Here is a 20,399-nt window from a genome sequence, read left to right on the forward strand (position 1 = left end):
GAGCACGGCGGCCGTCAGGCCGTCAGCTTCGTCAGGACCTGAGCGAGCAGTTCCAACTCGCGGCGGATGTACGGCAGGTCGGTCGGGTCGTCCGACTCCATGGCGGCGCGGTGCCGGCGGTCGGTCCCGCCGTGGAGCAGGCTGGTCGCGGCACGGAAGCGCAGGGCGTGCGGGTCGTCGCCGAAGTGGTGGCCGCCGAGGACGGCGACTCCGGCCCGCTCCAGCAGGACCCGCTCCAGGGACGCCGAGTCGACGGCGCCGTGGGCGGCGAGCACGGCGCGGACCGGCTCGAAGTCGGGGTAGACGTAGAAGCCGCCGTCGGGGGAGCGGACTCGGGCGCCCGCTTCGGTCATGGTGCGGTGCACGGCCTGGGTGACGGCGGCGTGCAGCCGTGCGCCGCGGGCGACGTGCTCGGTGAGCTCGGGCGGCTCGTCGTAGGCGTACCGGGCGACACTCTGCAGTGGCCCGGCGAGCGAGGACCAGACTTCACTGGCGGTGGCGAGGACTCGGGCGCGCAGCTCGGCGCCCCGGTCGCCGGCGGGAAAGCGGGCCGAGCCGATCCGCCAGCCGCCGAGGGCGTGCGTCTTGCTGAGCCCGGTGGTGACGACCGTGCGCTCGGGTGCGGCCTCGGCGGGGCTGAGGAAGGCGGTGGCGGGGTCGTGGAGAAGGTCCCGGTATATCTCGTCGGAGACGACGGTGAGGTCCGCCGCGCGGGCGATCCCGCAGACCTCGCGGATGAGACCGGGCGGCGCCAGGGTGCCGGTCGGGTTGTCCGGCAGGGTCAGCACGAGCAGCCCGGGCCGTCGGCCCCGCTCCCGCATCCGCCGGAGGGTGCCGGACAGTGCGGCCGGGTCGGGCACGCCCCCGCACGTTTCCGGGACGTCGACCCCCCAGGCCTCGCGCCCCGACAGACGCGCCTGCGGCCCGTACGTCACCCAGGCCGGCCGGGGCAGCAGCACCTCGCCCTCGACGGCGGCGACCAGCGCCATCAGCAGCGGTTTGCTGCCGGGCGCCACGACGATCTGTTCGCTCTCGGTGGGCAGCCCCCGTCGGCCGTGGTAACCGGCCACGGCGGCCAGCACCTCCGGACGCCCCGCGACCGGGCCGTAGGCGGTGTGCCAGGCACCGTCACCGAGCGCCCGTGTCAGCCCCGGGTGCAGCGGCAACCGCGCCTCCCCGAACCCCAGATGCAGCACCCGCTGCCCGGCGGCCCGCAGCCGGGCGACCTCCTGGTCGAGGGCGAGGTTGGGCGACATCCCGGCGCTCATCGCGCGACCTCCGTCCGGAAACCGGTCGTCAGCGCGGCGCGCAGCGTCTCGTCGTCGCCCGTCTCGGGCCGGAGATCGTCGAACCAGGCGGCATCGGGCGACCAGGGCGCCCGGAACGGACGCCCGACCAGCCGGGGATCGCGGGCCTGGAGCAGCCGCAGCCGGAAGTACCGTTCCTGGGCGATCTGTTCCACCCCGTCCACGACGATCTTGCCGACGGTCGTCGACATCACGGGCCCGCGCACGGTCCGGGCGAGGCCGGGCAGGTCTCGGTAGGCGTCCTGGAAGACGTCCACCGCGCGGGTGAGCGGTACCCGGTAGTAGGCGTGCGGCCCGGTGTCGCGGGCCACGAACATGTAGTACGGCACAAGCCCGGCGGCGAGTTCGGCCCGCCACAGCGCGGACCAGGTGGCGGCGCTGTCGTTGACGTGGCCGATGAGGGGTGCCTGGCAGTACACCACCGCGCCCGTCGCCCGGATCCGCTCCAGCGCACGCTGGGCGAGCGGGGTGGCGAGCTCGCGCGGATGGCTGAAGTGGGCCAGCAGCGCGAGGACGCGCCCGGAGCCCACGACGCGCTCGAAAAGGCGCAGTACGTCGTCGGCATCGGCGTCGCTGACGAACCGCTGCGGCCAGTAGGCCGGCGACTTGGTGCCGATCCTGATCGTCCGTACGGTCGGCGCATCGAGCAGCGGCTCCAGATGGGTGCGCAGCCGCTCGGTGGTCATCACCATCGGGTCACCGCCGGTGACCAGCACATCGCTGACGTCGGGGTGCCCGCGGAGATACCGGATCAGGCCCTCGGGGCCCCGCGCCGCGAACCGCAGGTCGGCGTCCCCGACGAACTGTGCCCAGCGGAAGCAGTAGGTGCAGTAGGTGTGGCAGGTCTGTCCCTGGCCGGGGAAGTACAGGACGGTCTCCCGGTACTTGTGCTGGAGACCGGGGACCGTACCTGAGTCGTCGCGCGGCACGTTCAGCTCCTGCTGCCCGCCGGGATGCGGGTTGAGCCGTTCACGGATCGCACGGACCGCGGCGACCACCTCGGGGTCGCCGTCCCGGCGCCCGGCCAGTCGGCGCAGGACCGCCGTATCGGCCTCGTCGAGCATGCCGTGCTGCGGGAACACCAGCTGGTACATGGGATCATCCGGAGCCTGGGTCCAGTCGACAAGTTCGGAGAGCACGTACTCGTTCACCCGGAACGGCAGCACCCGCGACACCAGCCGGACCGTCTCACGTGCGGCGTCCGGAAGCGGATGCCGCCGGGCGATCTCGTCCAGCTGCCGCGGTCCGTACGCGCGAAAGCGGGTGGTGGTGCCGTCGGCCGTCAGGTGCACGCTGGTCCCCCGTCCCTCGACGCCCGGCCCGTAGCGCGGACGTTCGACTGCGACTCGAAGGGAACGCTAGGTCGGTTGACCGGGCCCACCACCCGAATGGCACGTTCCTGCCCCGAGCCCGACAGCTTCCGGCAGTGGCCCGGGTCACAGCCCTGATCAAGGGCTAGCGTCCGGCCCCAGGCGCCGAAGTGCCGGACCGGCACCGTGCCCGAGGCGCGCTTCGGTCTGCCGCATCCACCCGCGAGGAGTGAAGCTGCGATGACCCGACCGATGGAACCGACGGACGCCGCCGGGACGGCGGAGGTGCCCCGGCCCCCGACCGGGGTGGGGGACGGCCGTCAGTTGCTCGACTGGCTGAAGACGATGCGTGACCGCCACCCGGTGTGGCGGGACGAGATGACCGGCGCGGCACATGTGTTCCGCTACGACGACCTGCTGAAGGTGATGTCCTCCCCGGACGTGTTCAGCTCCGACTTCAGCGCGATCATGCCACCGCCGGACCCTGACGCCCCCAACTTCACCGAGGGCGTGCTGACCATGACCGACCCGCCCCGGCACGGCAAGCTGCGCCGGCTGGTCAGCCAGGCGTTCACCCCCCGCATGATCGCCCAGTTGGAGCCCAAGGTGGAGGTGCTGACCCGGGAGCTGTTCGACACCGTCGCGGGGGAGCGGGACTTCGACCTGGTGAGCGCGGTCGCCTACCCGCTGCCGGTCATCGTCATCGCCGAGATGCTGGGCATCCCGCCGGCCGACCGCGAGCTGTTCCGTGGCTGGGGCGAGGCCCTGCTGTCGACCAACTACGAGCTGCCGGTGGGCGCCGTACCCGACGGCACGATGCCCGAACAGATAGTCGGCCAGCTCAAGGACATGCACGCCTATCTGCTGGGCCACGTCCAGGACCGCCGTACCACCCCACGCGACGACCTGATCACCCGGCTGGTGACCGCCGAGGTCGACGGCGACGCGCTGACCGACGGCGAGACCGTCAGCTTCCTGAACTTCCTGCTGCTGGCCGGCCATCTGACGACCTCGCTGCTGATGGGTAACGCCCTGTTGAGCTGCGCGGAGGAGCCCGGGCAGGCCAAGGCGGTCCGCGAGGACCGCGAGCTGGTGCCGGCCTTCCTGGAAGAGGTGCTGCGGCACCGGCCGCCGGTGGTCTTCCAGGCCCGGGTCACCCGCCAGGAGACGGAGCTGGCCGGGGTCACCCTGCCGCCGAACGTGCCGGTGATGTGCTGGCAGATGTCCGGCAACCGAGACGAGCGGCACTTCCCCGACCCGGACCGCTTCGACATCTCGCGCAAGCCCAGCACCCACCTGACGTTCGGTCACGGCATCCACTTCTGCATCGGCACCCCGCTGGCCCGGTTGGAGTCCCGGATCGTTCTCAACCAACTCCTGGACCGCTACCGCCAGGTGGACGTCGGAACGCCCGTCTACTACGAGCGCAGTCCCGAGATCTTCGGGGTGAAGAGCCTGCCGATCACCGTCCAGACCTCCTGAGGAGACGATCCGATGACGTCAGTGACACCCGGGTCCGCCCCGTTCGAAGGGCCGCCCGCCGTGGTGGGCGACGGCCGCGAGCTGTACGCGTGGCTGAAGCGGATGCGACGCGACGCCCCCGTGTGGATCGACCCGGCGAGCGGCTCGTGTCATGTCCTCACTCACGCCGACGCGCTGCGCGTGTTGTCCGAACCCGCCGTCTTCTCCTCAGACTTCAGCTCCCTCGCACCCCCGCCGGAGCCGGGCCTGCCGAACTTCGCGGAGGCGTCCCTGAGCGTGACGGACCCGCCCCGGCACGGACAGTTGCGCAAGCTGATCAGCCAGGCGTTCACCCCGCGCACGGTGGCGGGTCTCGAGCCGAGGATCCACGCGGTCACCGCGGAACTCCTCGACCCGGTCGCCGGGCGCACGGAGTTCGACCTGGTGGAGGAGTTGTCGGGGCCGCTGCCGGTGGTGGTCATCGCCGAGCTGCTGGGCATCCCCACCTCGGACCGGGAGATGTTCCGCCGATGGGCGGAGTACCTACTGCCGCCCAGCGACGAGGTGACGGCCGGCCAGTTCCTCGAGGGTGGCTACGCCAAGACCCGCGCCGCCGAGCTCACCGAGATGGCGGACTACCTCCTCGCCCATGTCCAGGACCGCCGCACCACCTCCCGGGACGACCTGCTGTCCCGCCTGGTGGCGGCGGAAGCCGACGGCGAGCGCCTCACCGACAAGCAGATGGTCAACTTCTCGGCGTTCCTGCTGCTCGCCGGGCATCTGACGACGACACTGTTCATGAGCAACGCCCTGCTCAGCTTCGACGAGACACCGGGCACCCTGGCTCTCATGCGTGAGGACCCTTCGCTGATCCCCGGGGCCCTGGACGAGGTGCTGCGCTACCGCCCGCCGGTGTCCTTCCTCTACCGGCTCACCCGTGAGGACACCCGGATCGGCGAGGTGGACGTCCCGGCCGGTCGCATCGTGGTCACCTGGCTGCTGTCGGCCAACCGCGACGAACTGCAGTTCCCCGACCCTGACCGCTTCCTCCCCCGCCGCACCCCGACGGGCCATCTGACCTTTTCCCACGGCATCCACTTCTGTCTCGGCGCACCCCTGGCCAGGATGGAGTCGTCGATCGTCCTGCGTGCCCTGCTGGACCGCTACCAGGACATCACCGTCGGCACCCCGGCCTACCACCAGCGCCCCGACATCTTCGGCGTGACGAGCCTGCCGGTGTCGGTACGGGCCGCATGAGAGGCCTCACGAGCCGTCGTCCCGGCCGGGTTCGCCCGGCCGGGCGCCACTCCAGGCCCCCGTTGCGGTGAAGTGCTCCATGTCGGAGAGCGGGCCGTGCAGTCGCCACCCCTTGGCCTCGGTCCAGGAGTCGTCGTAGTAGGTGTCACGGTAGGCCTCGCCGCCGTCCCCGACGACCATCACGACCGGCCCCCGGACGTCCTCCCGGCGCATGCGGTCCAGCACCTGGAAGGCGCCCCACAGACAGCTCCCGGAGGAGGGTCCCGCCATCAGCCCGGTGATCGCGTGCAGATGCCGCATCGCCGCCACGCTCGCAACGTCCGGCACCGGGATCACCAGATCGATCACGGACGGATCGAAGGCGGGCTCCATACGAGGCCGTCCGATCCCCTCGATGCGGGAGGGCATGCCGGTGGTGTACCCGGGGAAGTCCGCGGCCCAGCCGGCGAAGTACGCCGAGTTCTCCGGGTCGACCACGGCGAGCTTGGTCCCCACTCCGCGCATCCGGAGATACCGGCCGACGGCAGCCGACGTGGCCCCACTGCCGACCCCCACGACGATCCACGCCGGCGCGGGCTCCCCGGCATTCTCCGTGTCGCTGAGGATCTGCGCCCCGAGACTTGTCGGACCGCTCCAGTCGACCGCGTCCCCCACCCGCTCCAGATGGTCCACACAGTGACCGCCGGCCTCCTCCGCGAGGGAACGCGCCTTGCCGTAGACCGCGAGCGGCGGGTCGAAGGGATGGCAGATCCCGCCCTGCGCCTCGATCCGCCGGCGCTTGGCCGTCCCGGTCCTGCCCGGTACGACGGCGGTGTACGGCAGCCCGAGGAGCCGCGCGAAGTGTGCCTGTGCGACGGCCATGTTGCCGCTGGTGGCCTCGAACAGCGCGGTGCCGGGCCCGATCTCACCGGCGCGCAGGGCATCGAGCAACAGGTCACGGGCGGGCCCGTGCTTCAGGCTCCCCGTCGGCCGCCGCGACTCGTCCTTCAGGTACAGCGCCGCCCCCGGTGGCCCGGCGAGCGGGAACGCCCGCAGAGGCGTGGGGGGTTCGTCCGCCCGGTCGGCCAGCAGCAGTTCGATCGCCCGGCTGACCCAGGCGCGGTCCCTCTCGTCCCCGATTCTCCGTGCCACGCGATGCGTCTCCGTTCTCGTAGCCAGGCCGTCACGGATGACCTTCCCCAGTTGGCCGGAATCCGCACCCAGAACCTCTCGTCCAGTGTACGACTGATTCGTATGCTGTACGAGACCGGCCCGGAAGGAGCACGCTGATGGCGACATCCGAACGTGACCGCAAGTGGTGGATCCTGGGGGTCCTCTGCCTGACCCTGCTGACGACGGTGCTGGACAACACCGTCCTGAACGTCGCCGTCCCCACCCTCATGGAGGACCTCGACGCCAGTACAGCGGACGTGCAGTGGGTGATCAACGCCTACTCGCTCGCTCTGGCCGGTCTCCTCATCGCATCCGGCGGCATGGCCGACCACTTCGGCCGCAAGCGGGCCCTGTTCGCGGGACTCACCCTGTTCGGCGGGGGCTCACTGATCGGAGCGCTGGCCGGTTCGGTGGGCATGCTGGTCACGGCCCGGGTGGTCATGGGCCTCGGCGCGTCCCTCCTCATGCCGGCCACGCTGGCTGTCCTCATGCATGTCTTCGGCGACGAGGAGCGCATGAAGGCCATCGGTATCTGGATGGCCGTATCGGCCGCCGGTATGGCGGGTGGCCCCATCATCGGCGGGTTCCTGCTGGCCCACTTCTGGTGGGGCGCGGTCTTCCTGATCAACGTGCCGATTGCACTCATCGGTCTGGTCGCCATCGCCTGGCTGGTCCCCGAGTCCCGCAATCCGCACAGCGAACGGCCCGACTTCGTCGGCCTGCCGCTGTCCGTCCTCGGCATGGTGTCCCTGGTCTGGGCGGTCATCGCCGTCGCCGAGCACGGCTGGACGGACCCGCTGGTGCTTGGCCCGCTCGCCGTCGCCGCCGTGGCCATGGCCGTGTTCGCTGTCTGGGAGCGCCACACACCCCATCCGATGCTGGACATGGGCCTGTTCGCCGAAAGGAGGTTCACGGGAGCGGCGCTCGGCGGCCTGCTCGCCGCCTTCGGCATGGGAGGCTCGCTGTTCCTGCTCACCCAGCAGCTCCAGTTCGTCCTCGGTTACTCCCCGCTCGAAACCGGCCTGCGGATCGTGCCGTTCGCCGTGGCGCTGCTCATCGGCAGCGGCGCCGCCAGCGCTCCGCTGGGCAAGAAGATCGGCCTCGCCCGGACCGTCGCGCTGAGCATGGTGACGGCCGCGCTCGGTCTGTGCGCCATCGCCGCGACCAGCGACAGCGGCTACGGCTGGACCCTGCCCGGCCTCGTCGTGGTCGGGTTCGCCATGGGTACCGCGGGCCCCGCCGCCGGTGCCGCCCTGATGAGCGCGATCCCACCGGCCCGGGCCGGCACCGCCTCGGGCGTCAACGGCACGCTCCAGGAGCTGGGCACCGGTCTGGGCGTGGCCGCGCTCGGCGCCGCGCTGGTCGCCCGGTTCGACGCGGGACTGCCGCCCGTCCTGCCCGACGGATCGGAGGAGTCGCTCCCCACAGCGCTCGCCGCTGCGGGCGGCCGGGTCGCTGAGGTCCGTGACGCGTTCGTCTCGGCTCTGGAGACCAGCCAGTTCCTCGGCGCCCTCGCCGTCGCGGTCGGTGGTGTCGCGGCCGGCGCACTGCTCGGCTGGGCGGGACGGGAACACACCGTCCCGCCGACGCCGGTCGGCGCAGCGGTCTCCGGTGAACCGGAGCGGCACACCTCGGCGTGAGCTGCGCGCCCCGGGACGTGCGGCACGCGGCCGTATGATGACAGACGGGCGAATGAGTGGCGGACGAGACCGGGAGGCCGGGCGTGGGCGAGCGCAAGCGGGGGGCGGCACAGTCCGCGAGCGTGTGGCTGACACGCCCCGCGCGGCAGCCCGGGCCGCCGGGACTGAGCCGGGTGCGTATCGTGCGGACCGCGGTCGAACTCCTGGACGCCGAGGGCCTGCAGGCGCTGTCGATGCGCCGGGTGGCGACGCAGCTCAACGCGGGGCACATGTCCCTGTACTGGCATGTGGCCACCAAGGGCGAGCTGCTGGAACTGGCCCTGGACGAGGTTTTCGGCGAGGTCGTGGCACCACCGGACGGCCTTCCCTGGGACGAGCAGCTGTGTGCCCTCGCGGGCAGCCTGCGCGCGGTGTTCGCCCGGCACCGGTGGGCCGCCCGACTGATCGGCGAGTACCTCAACATCGGCCCGAACGCTCTGCGCATGACGGACACCGCGCTGCGCGTGGCGAGCGGCTCGGGGCTGGCCCCCGACCAGACCGACAGCGCCGCCGCCCTGGTGCTGGAGTACGTCTGCGGGTTCGCCACCGCGGAGACCCGGATGATCGAGAACGCGGCGAAGGCGGAGCGGAACGGCGAGCAGCCGGCGGACGAGGGCTTCGCGGAGGTGTCGAACGCGGTGCGGTCAGGACTCACGGAGTTCGCGACCCTGCGGGAGCTCGCGAGCCGCGACATCGGCACGGCCACCGAGATCCGCGACCGCAACTTCGCCTTCGGCCTCCAGTGCATCGTCGCCGGCCTCAGGGCTCTGGCCGACTCGGGCGAGACACCGGCCCGGGACCGCCCGTGACCGAACCGGTCCGCCGTTCCGGTCGCCCTCCGAGTCCGACGACCGGGCTCTGAGCGGTGAGGGAGTGGATGGGCCCCGGCCCTGCCTGACGGACCGTTGCGGTCCTCGATCTCGGTCGGCCCGAAATCGTCTTCCGTGGACCGGTGCCCGGAGGCCGGTAGGAGACCGACGGGGTCGCGCCTGCGGGAGGTACGCGACGCCGGGAAAACCGGTTGACCCGCTGGTTTACGGTTCCCGCATGACAACTACGCTCCGCCTGGAAACGGTCACTGCCGCCAACCTCGATGTCGCGGTCGGTCTGAAGGTGCGCCCCGACCAGGAGCACCTGGTGGCGCCGGTGGTGAAGTCCCTCGCCGAGGCATACGTACACCCCGGCACAGCCTGGCCCCGCCTCATCTTCGACGGCGACCGGCCTGTCGGCTTCCTCATGGCCTTCCTCGACATCGACTTCGCGGGCGATGGCAAGGGTGCCGACATCCGCTCGGGACTGTGGCGGCTCAACATCGCGGCCGGCGAACAGGGATGCGGATACGGCCGCTTCGCGGTCGAGTCCGTGGCCGCTGAAATCCGCCGCCGCGGCGGCACCCGCCTGACCACCACCTGGCACCCGGGCGAGGACGGCCCCGAGGGTTTCTATCTGGGGCTGGGGTTCCGTCCGACGGGGGAGATGAGCGGGGACCAGAAGGTCGGGGAGCTGGAGTTGGGCGAGGCAGATCCACTGGACGGGTAGGCAGGGCAGATCAAGGGCGTACGCGACGGGACGAACACCAACAAGTTCTGGGGAGGCGTCGACCGGCTGGACCGACCGGCCCGCGCCCGCCTCCACAAGGCGATGGCCGAGTTCCTGCTCATGTCCTACGGCAAGGCTGAGGAGGTGTCTGAGCGCGTCGGCTGTTCTTCGAGCGTGCGGACCAGAGGGAGGATGAGGAATCCGGCGTGCTGAACCGTGGCGGTCTTCCCATAGCAGGCGGCCGGGCCACGCGGTGGCAGGTCAACCATGCTGCCCTGGGTCCCAGGTAAAAGCTCAGTCGATGCTGCGCCCTTTCAGCCCTGGTGCGAGGGAGAGAAGGGAACCCTCATCGGTCGCGTCCCGAGAGCCGAGGCGCCCCTTCGGGGCGGCGCGGGGCTGACCGCTCGTGATCCAGGCAATCGCGTCCCCTCGCCCGGTCAGTCCGGCTGCTTCTCCATGTGGTCCAGGACGCGCTTGGAGATCCGGCCGAGTGCGGTGAGCTGGTTCGGGGTCAGGGCGTCGATGAAGAGGCGGCGGACGTGCTCGACGTGCTGGGGTGCAGCCTCCTCGATCGCCTTGTAGCCGGCCGGGGTGGCGACGATGAATGCTCCGCGTCCGTCGTCGGGACACTCCTCCCTGGCCACGAGTCCGCGTTTCGCCATCCGCGTGACCTGGTGGGACATCCGGCTCTTCTCCCACTCCACGAGTTTGGCCAGATCCAGGAAGCGCATTCGCCCGTTGCCTCTTTCGGTGAGGCTGACGAGTACGACGTAGTCGGCTGCTGACATGCCGGAGTCGACCTGGACGCGTCGGGACAGTCGTCCGATGAGCGTCTCCTGCATGCGGATGAAGCTGTCCCAGGCGGCCTTCTGTTCCGGGTCGAGCCAGCGCGGCTGTGCGTCCATACGGGCAGTCTAACGAAATCGTTGACAGCTCATCTACTGGCGGTGGCTGCGATGCGGCCCTGTGCGAGGCCGCGTGCGTCATGCAGGACGCTCGGGTTCGCACCCGGCAGGTGAGTGGTGCGTGCCGTGTCTCCTGCGGGTCCGGAGGCCGGCGCCCCGTGGTCGCTCTCGTCGAGAGCAAGTTGATGCATCAACCTTATGGGGCTAGGGTGATGTCCTGGCTGACGGGATTCCGCCGACTTGAGCGGGATCGGGCCCCCGCAAGGAGGACACATGACGGTCGAAGTGAGCGACGTGCCCGAGGCGAAGCGCTACGAGGCCCGTGTCGATGGAGAGTCCAAGGTGGCGGGCGTCGTGGAATACATCCGTACGACGGAACTCGTGGCGTTCGTGCACACCGAGGTCGAGGCGGAGTACGAGGGCGCGGGAGTCGGGTCGGCGCTGGTGCGTACAGCCCTTGACGAGGCACGCACCGCGAAGCTGCGGGTGCTGGCCACCTGCCCCTTCTTCGCGGGCTGGATCAGTCGGCACCCCGAGTACCAGGACCTGCTGTACCAGTCTCGCAGCAAGGTCAGTGACTGAGAAGCCGAGCACGGCAGGGACGGAGGCGGGCGTGAGCGGCGCATCCGAGCGGAGGGCGTACGGGCCGGAGTCGTCGTTTGCTGGTGGTACAGGCGTCAAACGTCGCTGACCTGTGTAAACGCGACCACGTGTTGCTCGTTGGAGCCGTCGGCCCGAGAACGGCCCGGATGTTGTCCTCGGCGAGGCGGGCCTGGTCGTCCGTCGCCGCCGCGCCCCAGCTCAAGGGCGCCTGCAAGCGGATGTCCTGGCCCGCACACTACTACGGCGCGGTGGGCAGATGTGGGGAGCGGAGCACGAGCAGGGTGCTCGGCCGGCCCGCCCCTTGCGCATACCTCACATGGTCGGCATACCGCAGGGATCAAGGGGCGTCAGCGTCTACGACACCACAGCCTCTACGACGCCACGCCTCGAAGGCCGGTGGCCACTTGCTCCGGACCTTTCGACCTGCCTGGCTCCTCATCAGCCAACTCGGCATCCGATCAGCATGGGACCGGGGCGGTCTTCCGTACATGCTCCGGCTGACGGCTTCGCGGCAGCTTGCTCAGCGCAGGTGAGAAGCGTGTGCGCCACGGCGCACGATGTTCCGGGAAGTTCTCGAGTCGAAGACATGCCGGTGTATAGTGAACAGCGCCCCTGACCTGCACAAATCTGGCAGGGAGCCGTCTTCTAGGAGGCAAAAGTGCTGCGCACCATGCACAAGTCCAAGATCCACCGAGCCACCGTGACCCAGGCCGACCTGCACTATGTCGGATCCGTGACGGTCGACGCCGACCTGATGGACGCGGCGGATCTGCTGCCCGGCGAGCTCGTGCACATCGTGGACATCGACAACGGCGCCCGCCTCGAGACGTACGTCATCGAGGGGGAGCGCGGGTCCGGTGTCATCGGGATCAACGGCGCGGCCGCTCACCTGGTACACCCCGGTGACCTGGTCATTCTCATCAGCTACGCACAGGTCGACGACGCGGAGGCGCGTGCGCTCGTGCCCCGCGTGGTGCACGTCGACGCCAGGAACCGCATCGTGGAGCTGGGCACCGACGCCTCGGCGCCCGTGCCGGGTACGCGCACCGAGCGGAGCCCGCAGGCGGTGCCCTCCCGGAGCTGATCCGCGCACGCCGTCCACCGCACGCGGGAGTACCCGCCATGGAGCCTGAGAGCACCTCGGTGGTGATCCAGGACGACCGTGAGCACGGCAAGCTGGTGGCGTACGAGGGCGGCTCACCCGTGGGAGCCCCCGTAGCCCCTCTCCGCCCGTCCGTCGACAGGTGGGTCCAGCGCCATCCGGAGGCGCCCGGAGAGCTGGTGCGCGGAGCCGAGCGGCAGCTCGAGTCGCATCCGAGCTTTTCTGACAAGGGGCCCGGGGGGAAGCCAGGGTCTGGAGCCACGGCACGTACGTGTGGACTCGGCAGGCGCGGGCAGCCGCACGGGGAGACGGTGGAGAGGAGATCCACTCGTCCCGTTCGTCGTCGTTGGAGGACCGAGATGACACACCCGAGTCCCGACCCCGTACCGCCCGCGCCGACGCCCCCGCCGATGCCGGGGCCCCCGACACCGGTGCCCTCCCCGCCACCCGTACCCCCGGGCCCCGTGCCGCCCGGCCCTGCGCCGGATCCGATTCCGCAGCCTCCCAGCCCGAACCCCGAACCGGTACCCGAGCCGGAGCCCTCGCCCCAGCCGGCGGGGTGAGCCGGAGCGGTCAGGGCCCTGCGTGGAGCCCTGTCAGCGCATCGGCGTGGCGCAGTCCGCTCTCGGCCGCCACCGAGTCCAGGGACTGCGCCTCGCGCACAAGGGCGAAGCGCAGGCCGCCGGTTTCTCCGGCGAAGCCGTACACGGCCGGCCTGGGCAGACTGTTGTAGGCCCACGGTGTGGAGAAGTAGTACGCACCCGTGTCGTACAGGGCCACGAAGTCGCCTTCCCGCAGTTCGGGCAGCTCCCGGGCGTGGGCCACCACGTCCCCGGCGAAGCAGCACGGTCCCGCGATGTCCTGGACCATCGGCGGGCCGCTCCTGGGACGTCCCTCGCCGTCGAAAGCGCCGACGCGGAGCGGCCAGGCGTCGGGCATGAAGACGGTACGGGTCGCGATCTGTGCCCCCGCGTGGGTGAGCGCGATACGGCGCCCGCCCGCGTCCTTGGTGTACTCGACACGCGCCCCGATGAAGCCGTTCTTGGCGAGCAGGGATCTGCCGAATTCGGTGACCAGGTCGTAGCTCCCGTCGAAGATCCCGGGAGCGGCCTCCCTCAGCGCGGTCACGTACTCCGCGAAGGTGGGCCGGATCTCGTCGTCGGTGAAGTTGACCGGCAGTCCGCCCCCGATGTCGAGCCCGGTGACCCGGCGCGTTCCCAGGGTCTCGTTGATCTCTTCGGCGAGCCGGTACGTCTCCGCGATGCCTGCGGCGATCAGCTCGAGTGCGCAGCCCTGCGAGCCGACGTGGGCGTGCAGGCGGGTGAGCCAGGGGCGCTCGGCGAAGGCCCGGACGACCTGCTCTCGGGCGCCGGGGTCACGTAGGGCGACGCCGAACTTCGAGGTGGCAGTCGCCGTGCTCATGGCGGCGATGGAACCGCCTCCCACCTGGGGGTTCACCCGGAGTCCCACCACGGACGCAGAGCCGGGGGAGCGGAGCTCCTCGATGCGGCGGATCTCGTCGAAGCTGTCCGCGTTCACCGCGACACCGAGCGCCAGCGCCAGCCGGAGTTCGTCACGCGTCTTGGCGGGTGAGTCCAGGACGATGCGTGCCGTGGGGAAGCCGGCCTCGACGGCGAGCCTCAGTTCGCCCGGCCCGGCCACCTCACAGCCCATGCCGCAGTCGGCGAGCAGCCGCAGCACCGGGACCAGCGAGGCGGCCTTCGCGGCGAAGGTGTGCAGTACCCGCACGCCCGGTTCGGCGGCGAAGGCGTCCCGCAGCGCGTCGACGGAGTCGCGTATCCCGTCGGCGTCCAGGAAGCCCGCCAAAGGTTTCTCCTCGCCGAGCAGTCCTTCCGTCACCGCGAGGCGTAGCGCTTCGGCGAACCGGTGCGAGCGCGGGGCGGGCGCAGAGCTTTCGGCCGTCGCGGGGCCCGACGCCGGTGCGGGGCGGGTGTCGTCGATAGGAGCCTCCCAGGTCGGCGCGCTCAGGCGATGAGGGACCACGGCCTCGGGCGTCGGCATCCGGACGGCGAACGCCTGGTGGGGGTGGAGCCGGATGCTCGTCGCGTCGTGGTCCAGATGTCCGATGGACCGATCCTGGCCCATACAGCGCCCGAAGTCATCCCCGCGGGCCGCAGCCGGGTCAGGGGTCCGATGGCGGAGGCGGGCCCCTGCCCCGCGTCCAGGCCGACCGGACGGAGGTGCGTCTCGGTATCGACTCGGTTCCTGTGCGGACCTGCGCCGTTTCGGCAACTGGGCTGCAGCACCCCGCACCCCCGCATACCCTCTTTCCCGTGCCGGCCTCACCACTGCATCACGTCGCCGTCCTCGTGCTGGAAGGCGCCAAGCCCCTCGATGTCGGAATTCCCGCGCAGGTGTTCACGACCCGCGCGAGCATGCCGTACGAGGTGCGGGTGTGCGGTGCGGCGCCCGGTCCCGTGACCGGCGGCGACGGCCTGTCGTACTACGTCGCCCACGGCATCGAGGCCCTTGCATGGGCTGACATCGTCTTCGTCCCCGGCTACCGGTACCCGGACCGCGACGACCCGCCGCAAGCCGTCGTCGATGCGCTGATCGCCGCGCACCATCGTGGCGCGCGGCTCGCCGCCATCTCCACGGGCGCCTTCGCGCTCGCTGCCACGGGTCTGCTCGACGGCAAGCGCGCCACGACGCACTGGCACTACACACGGGCACTCGCGGCAAAGCGTCCCCTCGTCCGGGTCGACGCGAACGTTCTGTTCGTCGACGAGGGCAGCGTGCTCACGTCAGCCGGCGCCGCCTCGGGCATCGACCTGTGTCTGCACATCCTGCGCGGCGATCTGGGGGTGTCCGCGTCGAACCACGCGGCGCGGCGCCTGGTGGCGGCGCCCTACCGCAGCGGCGGCCAGGCGCAGTACGTGCCGCGCAGCGTGCCCGAGTCGCTCGGCGAGCGGTTCGCCGCGACCCGGGAGTGGGCGCTGCACCGGCTCGGCGAGCCCCTCACGCTGGAAGCACTCGCCCGGCATGCGGCGGTGTCACCGCGGACGTTGTCGCGGCGCTTCGTCGAGGACACGGGGTACACGCCGATGCAGTGGGTCATGCGAGCCCGCATCGACGTGGCCCGTGAGCAGCTCGAGCGTTCACAGCGAGGCATCGAGCAGATCGCCGCCGACGTCGGTCTCGGCACCGGCGCGAATCTGCGACTGCACTTCCAACGCGTCCTCGGCACCACGCCGACCGAGTACCGGCGAACCTTCGCCCAGGGCCATTAGCCCGGCCCGGCCATGTGGCGTGATCCTTGCGGACCATGGCGATCACGCCGCTGTCACCGGCAACTGTTGCGCGAGAGCCTGGTGGTGAACCCGAAGGGACACCACTCATGACTCGCATCGCCATCAACGGATTCGGCCGCATCGGACGTAACGTGCTGCGCGCGCTGCTCGAACGTGACAGCGACCTCGAGGTCGTCGCCGTCAACGACCTCACGGAGCCCGCGACCCTCGCGCGGCTGCTCGCCTACGACACGACGGCGGGGCGGCTCGGCCGTCCGGTGACTGTCGACGGGGACGCCCTCGTCGTCGACGGCCGACGCATCACCGTGCTCGCCGAGCGTGAACCCGCGCAACTGCCGTGGGCCGGACTCGGCGTCGACATCGTGCTCGAGGCGACCGGCCGCTTCACGTCGGCCGCGGCCGCCCGCGCCCACATCGACGCGGGCGCGAAGAAGGTACTCATCAGTGCGCCGGCGGACGGCGCGGATGTCACCCTCGCGTTCGGGGTCAACACCGAGGCGTACGACCCGGCCGCGCACACGATCGTCTCGAACGCCTCGTGCACGACCAACGCGCTCGCGCCGCTGGCCGCGGTGCTCGACGGGCTCGCCGGCATCGAGCACGGTTTCATGACGACGGTGCACGCCTACACGCAGGAGCAGAACCTGCAGGACGGTCCGCACCGCGACGCCCGCCGCGCCCGCGCGGCCGCCGTCAACATCGTGCCGACCACGACGGGCGCCGCCAAGGCGATCGGCCTCGTGCTGCCGAACCTCGACGGCAAGCTGTCGGGCGACTCGATCCGTGTGCCGGTCCCGGTGGGATCGATCGTCGAACTCAACACGACCGTCGCCCGCGACGTGACGCGCGAAGAGGTGCTGGCGGCGTACCGCGCCGCGGCGCAGGGACCGCTCGCGGGTGTACTCGAATACTCGGACGACCCGCTCGTGTCCTCCGACATCACGGGCAATCCGGCCTCGTCGATCTTCGACTCGGCTCTCACCCGCGTCGACGGCCGCCACGTCAAGGTGGTTGCCTGGTACGACAACGAGTGGGGCTTCTCGAACCGCGTGATCGATACCCTCGAACTCCTCTCCACCAACTGACCGGAAACCGGGGCGGCCCGCCTGCCCAGTTGCACGGGCCAGTACCTCCGGTGAGCGCTGTGGCCGGCCGGGCCGACTGCAGCGCTCAGCCGGTTGCTTCCTGCCCAAGGGCTGTCCCGTCAGCAGCGTGGACCGACGTCGGTCAGCTCTCGACTTCGGTCTTGTCTCCGCCCCAGAGGGTGTGGAAGGCGCCGTCCCGGTCGATGCGGTGATAGGTGTGTGCGCCGAAGTAGTCGCGCTGCCCTTGGGTGAGGGCGGCGGGAAGGCGCTCGGCGCGTAGGGAGTCGTAGTAGGCGAGGGTGGCGGCGAAGGCGGGGGTGGGGACGCCCTGGGTGACGGCGGTGGCGATCACGGTGCGCCAGTCGCTCTGTGCGGCGGCGATCTCCTCGGCGAAGCTCTTGTCGGAGAGGAGGCTCGGCAGCTGAGGCTGGGCTTCGTAGGCGCTGGTGATCCGGTCGAGGAACGCGGCCCGGATGATGCACCCGCCGCGCCAGATCGCGGCGACCTTGCCGAGGTCGATGTTCCAGTCGTATTGCTCGCTGCCCGCCGCGATCTCGTGGAAGCCCTGGGTGTAGGCGACGATCTTCGAGGCATAGAGTGCCTGCTCGACCTGGTCGGCGAAGGCCGCCGCCTCGGTCTCACCGAGCTTGCGGGCGGTCGGTCCGGCGAGGTGGCGTGAGGCATCACGGAGGGTCGAGTGGCCGGAGACGGAACGTGCGAAGACTGCCTCGGCGATGCCGGAGACGGGGACGCCCAGGTCGAGGGCGATCTGTACCGTCCAGCGACCGGTGCCCTTCTGCTCCGCCTGGTCGAGCACGACATCCACGAAGGGCTCACCGGTCGCCGCATCGATGTGTGAGAGCACTTCCGCGGTGATCTCGATGAGGTAGGAGTCCAGGCGCCCGGTGTTCCAGGCGCGGAAGATGCCCGCGATATCAGCGGCGGAGTATCCCGCCACGTCGCGGAGCAGTTGGTACGCCTCGCCGATGAGCTGCATGTCCGCGTACTCGACGCCGTTGTGTGTCATCTTCACGAAGTGTCCGGCACCGTCAGGACCGATATGTGTGACGCACGGGGCGCCGTCCTTGGCTTTCGCGGAGATCTTCTCCAGCATCGGCCCCAGTGAGTCGTAGGACTCCTTGCTGCCGCCCGGCATGATGCTCGGTCCGTTGAGCGCGCCTTCCTCGCCACCGGAGACGCCGGTGCCGACGAAGTGGATGCCCTGCTCGCGCAACTCGCGCTCTCGGCGGCGCGTGTCTGCGAAGTGGGCATTGCCTCCGTCGATGATCACATCGCCGGGTTCCAGGAGAGGAGCGAACTCCGCGATCACTGCGTCCGTGGCCTCCCCGGCCTTCACCATGGCCACCAGACGTCGTGGCCTTTCCAGGGCTGCCACGAAATCCTGGGCGCTCTCGGTCGCGATGAAATGGCCCTCGCCCCCGAACTGTTCGACGAGTTCGTGCGTGCGAGCATCCGTTCGGTTGTGTACCGCGACGGTGTATCCGTTGCGTGCGAAATTGCGGGCCAGGTTGCGCCCCATGACGGCAAGTCCTGTGACACCGATCTGCGCTGTGCTGCTCATTGCTGCTCTGCCTGCTTCCGGTTTCGTGTTCTTCGGCAGTTCGGCCGACCGCGATGGTGGAACGGGCTGCCGAGCTTAGGAGGTACAGGAGATCGCGGACCGGGAGCGGGCCGTGGTGTCGCGGATGTTCACCGGATGGTCGTCGGCACTCCGTGACGCGGCTGTCCTGCCTCCTTGCGGAGCGCGGGCCGGGGGGCCGCGCACGTCGATCGGCCCGGGGGAGGCCGATGGCGCGGGCCGGGGCGTGTCACAGCGGTTCGTGAGTCGGGAGAGGCTCGCCGGTGGCGGTGTCGACGAGGAAGCCGCCGGACTGGTGGTGCCAGAGCTTGGCGTAGGCGCCGTCGGTGTGCAGCAGCTCGTGGTGCGTCCCCTGCTCGACGATGCGGCCGTGGTCGAGCACGATGAGCTGGTCCATGGCCGCGACCGTGCTCAGGCGGTGCGCGACGACCAACGCGGTCCGGCCTTCCATCAGCTGCCACAGCGCCTGTTGGACGAGGGTCTCACTCTCGGAGTCCAGCGCGCTGGTCGCCTCGTCGAGCAGCAGGATCGGCGCGTCACGCAGGATCGCCCGGGCGAGGGCGACCCGCTGACGCTGCCCACCGGAGAGTTTGACGCCGCGTTCCCCGACCATCGTGTCGAAGCCCGACGGGAGTTGACCGGCGAACTCGGTGACATGTGCCGCGTCGGCGGCGGCGCGGATCTCCGCGTCGGTGGCGTCCGGCCGGGCGAACTGGATGTTCTCGCGCAGCGTGCGGTGGAACATGGCCGGTTCCTGCGGGACGTACGCGATCAGGCTCCGCAGGTCGGACTGGCGTAACCGGCTGATGTCCTGACCTCCGATCAGGATGCGGCCGGACCGGACGTCGGCCATACGCAGCAGCAGCCGGGTGAGCGTGGTCTTGCCGCCACCGGACCGTCCGACGAGACCGATCCTCGTCCCGCTCGGCACGTCGAGGTCGAGCCCCTCGAAGATGGGGTCAGCCCCGTTGTGGGCGAACGTGACCTGTTCGAAGCGCACACCCCCGGACTGCGGGCTCAACGGCTCCGGTGTCGCGGGGTCCAGCACGGTGGGTTCGACGAGGAGCAGCTCGGTGAACTGCGCGGCCTCGGTCATCGAGCTCTCGAGGCGGCGGTAGATCTGATTGAACTCGAACATGATGCGGGTCGAGCCGGTGTAGTACGTGAAGGCCACCACGATCGCCTCCACGCCGCCGCCGCCGGCCCCGATCCCGACGGCGAGGAGCAGACCCAGTGCGTTGGTGAGCACGGACAGCGGTGCGACGAGGGTGTCGATGCGCAGATTGCCGTAGTCCCACGAGCGCAGCGTCAGCCGCCGGGACTCCGCGACCCGCGCCCGGTGCTCGGCGGCCTCGCGTTCCTCGGCCGCGAAGGCGCGCACGGTGTCCATGTTCATCAGCGCGTCGGACACATGGCCCGACACCCGGGCGATCGCCTCCTCGCGCCGGTTGACCAGCTTCTGGCGGCGCCGGATGAGCGGTGCGGCGCACACGGCGGTCACCGCGATCATCGTCAGCAGGCCGGCCACCAGGAGGGGGTCGTAGCTCCACAGGATCACCGTCCCGAACAGCAGCGGGGCCAGGCTTCCGATGACGTTGAACGTGAGGGTGTCGACGAACTCCTCGAAGCGTGCGGCGAAACTCAGCACCCTCTTGGTCAGCGATCCGGCGAAGTTGTCCTGGAAGAACGAGGCGTCCTTGGCGAACAGTTCATCCATTCCGGTGACATACAGGTGCTCGATGCCTCGGGCGTCTACGCGGTTGAGGCAGTGCAGTCCCAGCCGCCACATCGCTTCCGCCAGGAGCAGCACTCCGGCGAACACCCCGACGTAGGGCAGCGCCTCGCGGACGCCCAAGGCTCCGTCCTCGGCGATCCGGCCGACGAGTTTGGCGACGATCAGGGGCGCTATGTACGTGATTCCGATGTTGCCGACGGCCGGGAGCAGGAGCCCGGGAACGGAAAGCCGACGTTGGCGGGAGAGTTCCCGCAGGTAGTGGCGGAGTGCGAGCCGCACCGGGCCCTTACCCGGTCCGGTGCCGTGAGACTGCTGCGATCCCATGCCGACCTCATGTCGTTTCGCGGGCAGTTGCTCCGGACTCCGCCATGGGGAGAGGTCGCCGCACACGA

At 70.5% G+C, this 20,399-nt stretch carries 16 protein-coding genes; 9 read left to right on the plus strand and 7 right to left on the minus strand.

Features of this window, described 5'->3' with window-relative positions; all coding sequences use genetic code 11:
• Window positions 1-14: 14 nt before the first annotated feature.
• Window positions 15-1,268 carry a pyridoxal phosphate-dependent aminotransferase gene (locus tag ACFYSH_RS08605; RefSeq protein WP_388751506.1) on the minus strand — a complete coding sequence of 418 codons (1,254 nt, stop codon included), beginning with the start codon at window positions 1,266-1,268 and terminating at the stop codon, window positions 15-17.
• The gene (locus tag ACFYSH_RS08610; protein WP_388751507.1) at window positions 1,265-2,599 is read right to left on the minus strand and encodes a KamA family radical SAM protein; all 1,335 of its coding nucleotides are present in this window, start codon (window positions 2,597-2,599) and stop codon (window positions 1,265-1,267) included. The genes ACFYSH_RS08605 and ACFYSH_RS08610 overlap by 4 nt, the downstream gene beginning before the upstream one ends.
• Before the next feature lie 258 nt (window positions 2,600-2,857).
• On the opposite strand from ACFYSH_RS08610, the gene ACFYSH_RS08615 reads away from it, so the two are divergent.
• Window positions 2,858-4,099 (plus strand): cytochrome P450, encoded by a 1,242-nt coding sequence (locus ACFYSH_RS08615; protein WP_359473943.1) that lies wholly within the window; start codon window positions 2,858-2,860, stop codon window positions 4,097-4,099.
• Between the two features lie 12 nt (window positions 4,100-4,111).
• Window positions 4,112-5,335 (plus strand): cytochrome P450, encoded by a 1,224-nt coding sequence (locus ACFYSH_RS08620; protein ID WP_388751510.1) that lies wholly within the window; start codon window positions 4,112-4,114, stop codon window positions 5,333-5,335.
• Window positions 5,336-5,341: 6 nt separating this feature from the next.
• On the opposite strand, the gene ACFYSH_RS08625 is transcribed toward ACFYSH_RS08620, so the two are convergent.
• Window positions 5,342-6,466, minus strand: a complete 1,125-nt coding sequence (locus ACFYSH_RS08625) for a PLP-dependent cysteine synthase family protein (protein WP_388751512.1) — start codon at window positions 6,464-6,466, stop codon at window positions 5,342-5,344.
• A 137-nt stretch (window positions 6,467-6,603) separates the two neighbouring features.
• Here ACFYSH_RS08625 and ACFYSH_RS08630 point away from each other — a divergent pair, with 137 nt between their 5' ends.
• From ACFYSH_RS08630 to ACFYSH_RS08640, 3 genes are all read left to right on the plus strand, one after another.
• A complete protein-coding gene (locus ACFYSH_RS08630; RefSeq protein WP_388751513.1) occupies window positions 6,604-8,127 on the plus strand; it encodes a DHA2 family efflux MFS transporter permease subunit in 1,524 nt (507 codons plus the stop codon).
• An 83-nt stretch (window positions 8,128-8,210) separates the two neighbouring features.
• Window positions 8,211-8,975 carry a TetR/AcrR family transcriptional regulator C-terminal domain-containing protein gene (locus tag ACFYSH_RS08635; protein WP_359473931.1) on the plus strand — a complete coding sequence of 255 codons (765 nt, stop codon included), beginning with the start codon at window positions 8,211-8,213 and terminating at the stop codon, window positions 8,973-8,975.
• Between the two features lie 238 nt (window positions 8,976-9,213).
• Window positions 9,214-9,705: a GNAT family N-acetyltransferase gene (locus tag ACFYSH_RS08640; protein WP_359473928.1), complete on the plus strand. Its 492-nt coding sequence runs from the start codon at window positions 9,214-9,216 to the stop codon at window positions 9,703-9,705.
• Between the two features lie 437 nt (window positions 9,706-10,142).
• Here ACFYSH_RS08640 and ACFYSH_RS08645 read toward each other — a convergent pair whose 3' ends face one another.
• Entirely contained in the window at window positions 10,143-10,610 is a 468-nt protein-coding gene (locus ACFYSH_RS08645; RefSeq protein WP_359473925.1) for a MarR family transcriptional regulator, read from the minus strand.
• Window positions 10,611-10,883: 273 nt separating this feature from the next.
• On the opposite strand from ACFYSH_RS08645, the gene ACFYSH_RS08650 reads away from it, so the two are divergent.
• Together ACFYSH_RS08650 and panD are read left to right on the plus strand one after the other, a co-directional pair.
• On the plus strand, window positions 10,884-11,192 hold the full coding sequence (locus tag ACFYSH_RS08650) for a GNAT family N-acetyltransferase (protein WP_359473922.1): 309 nt from the start codon (window positions 10,884-10,886) through the stop codon (window positions 11,190-11,192).
• 679 nt (window positions 11,193-11,871) lie between these two features.
• On the plus strand, window positions 11,872-12,297 hold the full coding sequence (panD, locus tag ACFYSH_RS08655; RefSeq protein ID WP_388751516.1) for an aspartate 1-decarboxylase: 426 nt from the start codon (window positions 11,872-11,874) through the stop codon (window positions 12,295-12,297).
• Window positions 12,298-12,888: 591 nt separating this feature from the next.
• Here panD and ACFYSH_RS08660 read toward each other — a convergent pair.
• Window positions 12,889-14,421, minus strand: a complete 1,533-nt coding sequence (locus ACFYSH_RS08660) for a diaminopimelate decarboxylase (protein WP_388751518.1) — start codon at window positions 14,419-14,421, stop codon at window positions 12,889-12,891.
• Between the two features lie 188 nt (window positions 14,422-14,609).
• Here ACFYSH_RS08660 and ACFYSH_RS08665 point away from each other — a divergent pair, with 188 nt between their 5' ends.
• Complete coding sequence (locus ACFYSH_RS08665) at window positions 14,610-15,566, plus strand: helix-turn-helix domain-containing protein (RefSeq protein ID WP_359473913.1); 957 nt, start codon at window positions 14,610-14,612, stop codon at window positions 15,564-15,566.
• Between the two features lie 107 nt (window positions 15,567-15,673).
• Window positions 15,674-16,672: a type I glyceraldehyde-3-phosphate dehydrogenase gene (gap, locus tag ACFYSH_RS08670; protein WP_388751520.1), complete on the plus strand. Its 999-nt coding sequence runs from the start codon at window positions 15,674-15,676 to the stop codon at window positions 16,670-16,672.
• Between the two features lie 142 nt (window positions 16,673-16,814).
• Here gap and gndA read toward each other — a convergent pair whose 3' ends face one another.
• Both gndA and ACFYSH_RS08680 read right to left on the minus strand, forming a co-directional pair.
• Window positions 16,815-18,254: an NADP-dependent phosphogluconate dehydrogenase gene (gene gndA / locus ACFYSH_RS08675; protein WP_359473907.1), complete on the minus strand. Its 1,440-nt coding sequence runs from the start codon at window positions 18,252-18,254 to the stop codon at window positions 16,815-16,817.
• A gap of 247 nt (window positions 18,255-18,501) precedes the next feature.
• A complete protein-coding gene (locus tag ACFYSH_RS08680) occupies window positions 18,502-20,331 on the minus strand; it encodes an ABC transporter ATP-binding protein (RefSeq protein ID WP_359473904.1) in 1,830 nt (609 codons plus the stop codon).
• Window positions 20,332-20,399: the final 68 nt, after the last annotated feature.

The sequence above is a fragment of the Streptomyces sp. NPDC005791 genome (assembly GCF_042871485.1).
Classification (GTDB): domain Bacteria; phylum Actinomycetota; class Actinomycetes; order Streptomycetales; family Streptomycetaceae; genus Streptomyces.

Bases quoted from the DNA above. Each gene is read 5' to 3' on its own strand.
- ACFYSH_RS08605 (WP_388751506.1), bottom strand. From the start codon at position 1,268: ATGAGCGCCGGGATGTCGCCCAACCTCGCCCTCGACCAGGAGGTCGCC.
- ACFYSH_RS08615 (WP_359473943.1), top strand. From the start codon at position 2,858: ATGACCCGACCGATGGAACCGACGGACGCCGCCGGGACGGCGGAGGTG.
- ACFYSH_RS08620 (WP_388751510.1), top strand. From the start codon at position 4,112: ATGACGTCAGTGACACCCGGGTCCGCCCCGTTCGAAGGGCCGCCCGCC.
- ACFYSH_RS08630 (WP_388751513.1), top strand. From the start codon at position 6,604: ATGGCGACATCCGAACGTGACCGCAAGTGGTGGATCCTGGGGGTCCTC.
- ACFYSH_RS08640 (WP_359473928.1), top strand. From the start codon at position 9,214: ATGACAACTACGCTCCGCCTGGAAACGGTCACTGCCGCCAACCTCGAT.
- ACFYSH_RS08645 (WP_359473925.1), bottom strand. From the start codon at position 10,610: ATGGACGCACAGCCGCGCTGGCTCGACCCGGAACAGAAGGCCGCCTGG.
- ACFYSH_RS08650 (WP_359473922.1), top strand. From the start codon at position 10,884: ATGACGGTCGAAGTGAGCGACGTGCCCGAGGCGAAGCGCTACGAGGCC.
- ACFYSH_RS08660 (WP_388751518.1), bottom strand. From the start codon at position 14,421: ATGGGCCAGGATCGGTCCATCGGACATCTGGACCACGACGCGACGAGC.
- gap (WP_388751520.1), top strand. From the start codon at position 15,674: ATGACTCGCATCGCCATCAACGGATTCGGCCGCATCGGACGTAACGTG.
- gndA (WP_359473907.1), bottom strand. From the start codon at position 18,254: ATGAGCAGCACAGCGCAGATCGGTGTCACAGGACTTGCCGTCATGGGG.
- ACFYSH_RS08680 (WP_359473904.1), bottom strand. From the start codon at position 20,331: ATGGGATCGCAGCAGTCTCACGGCACCGGACCGGGTAAGGGCCCGGTG.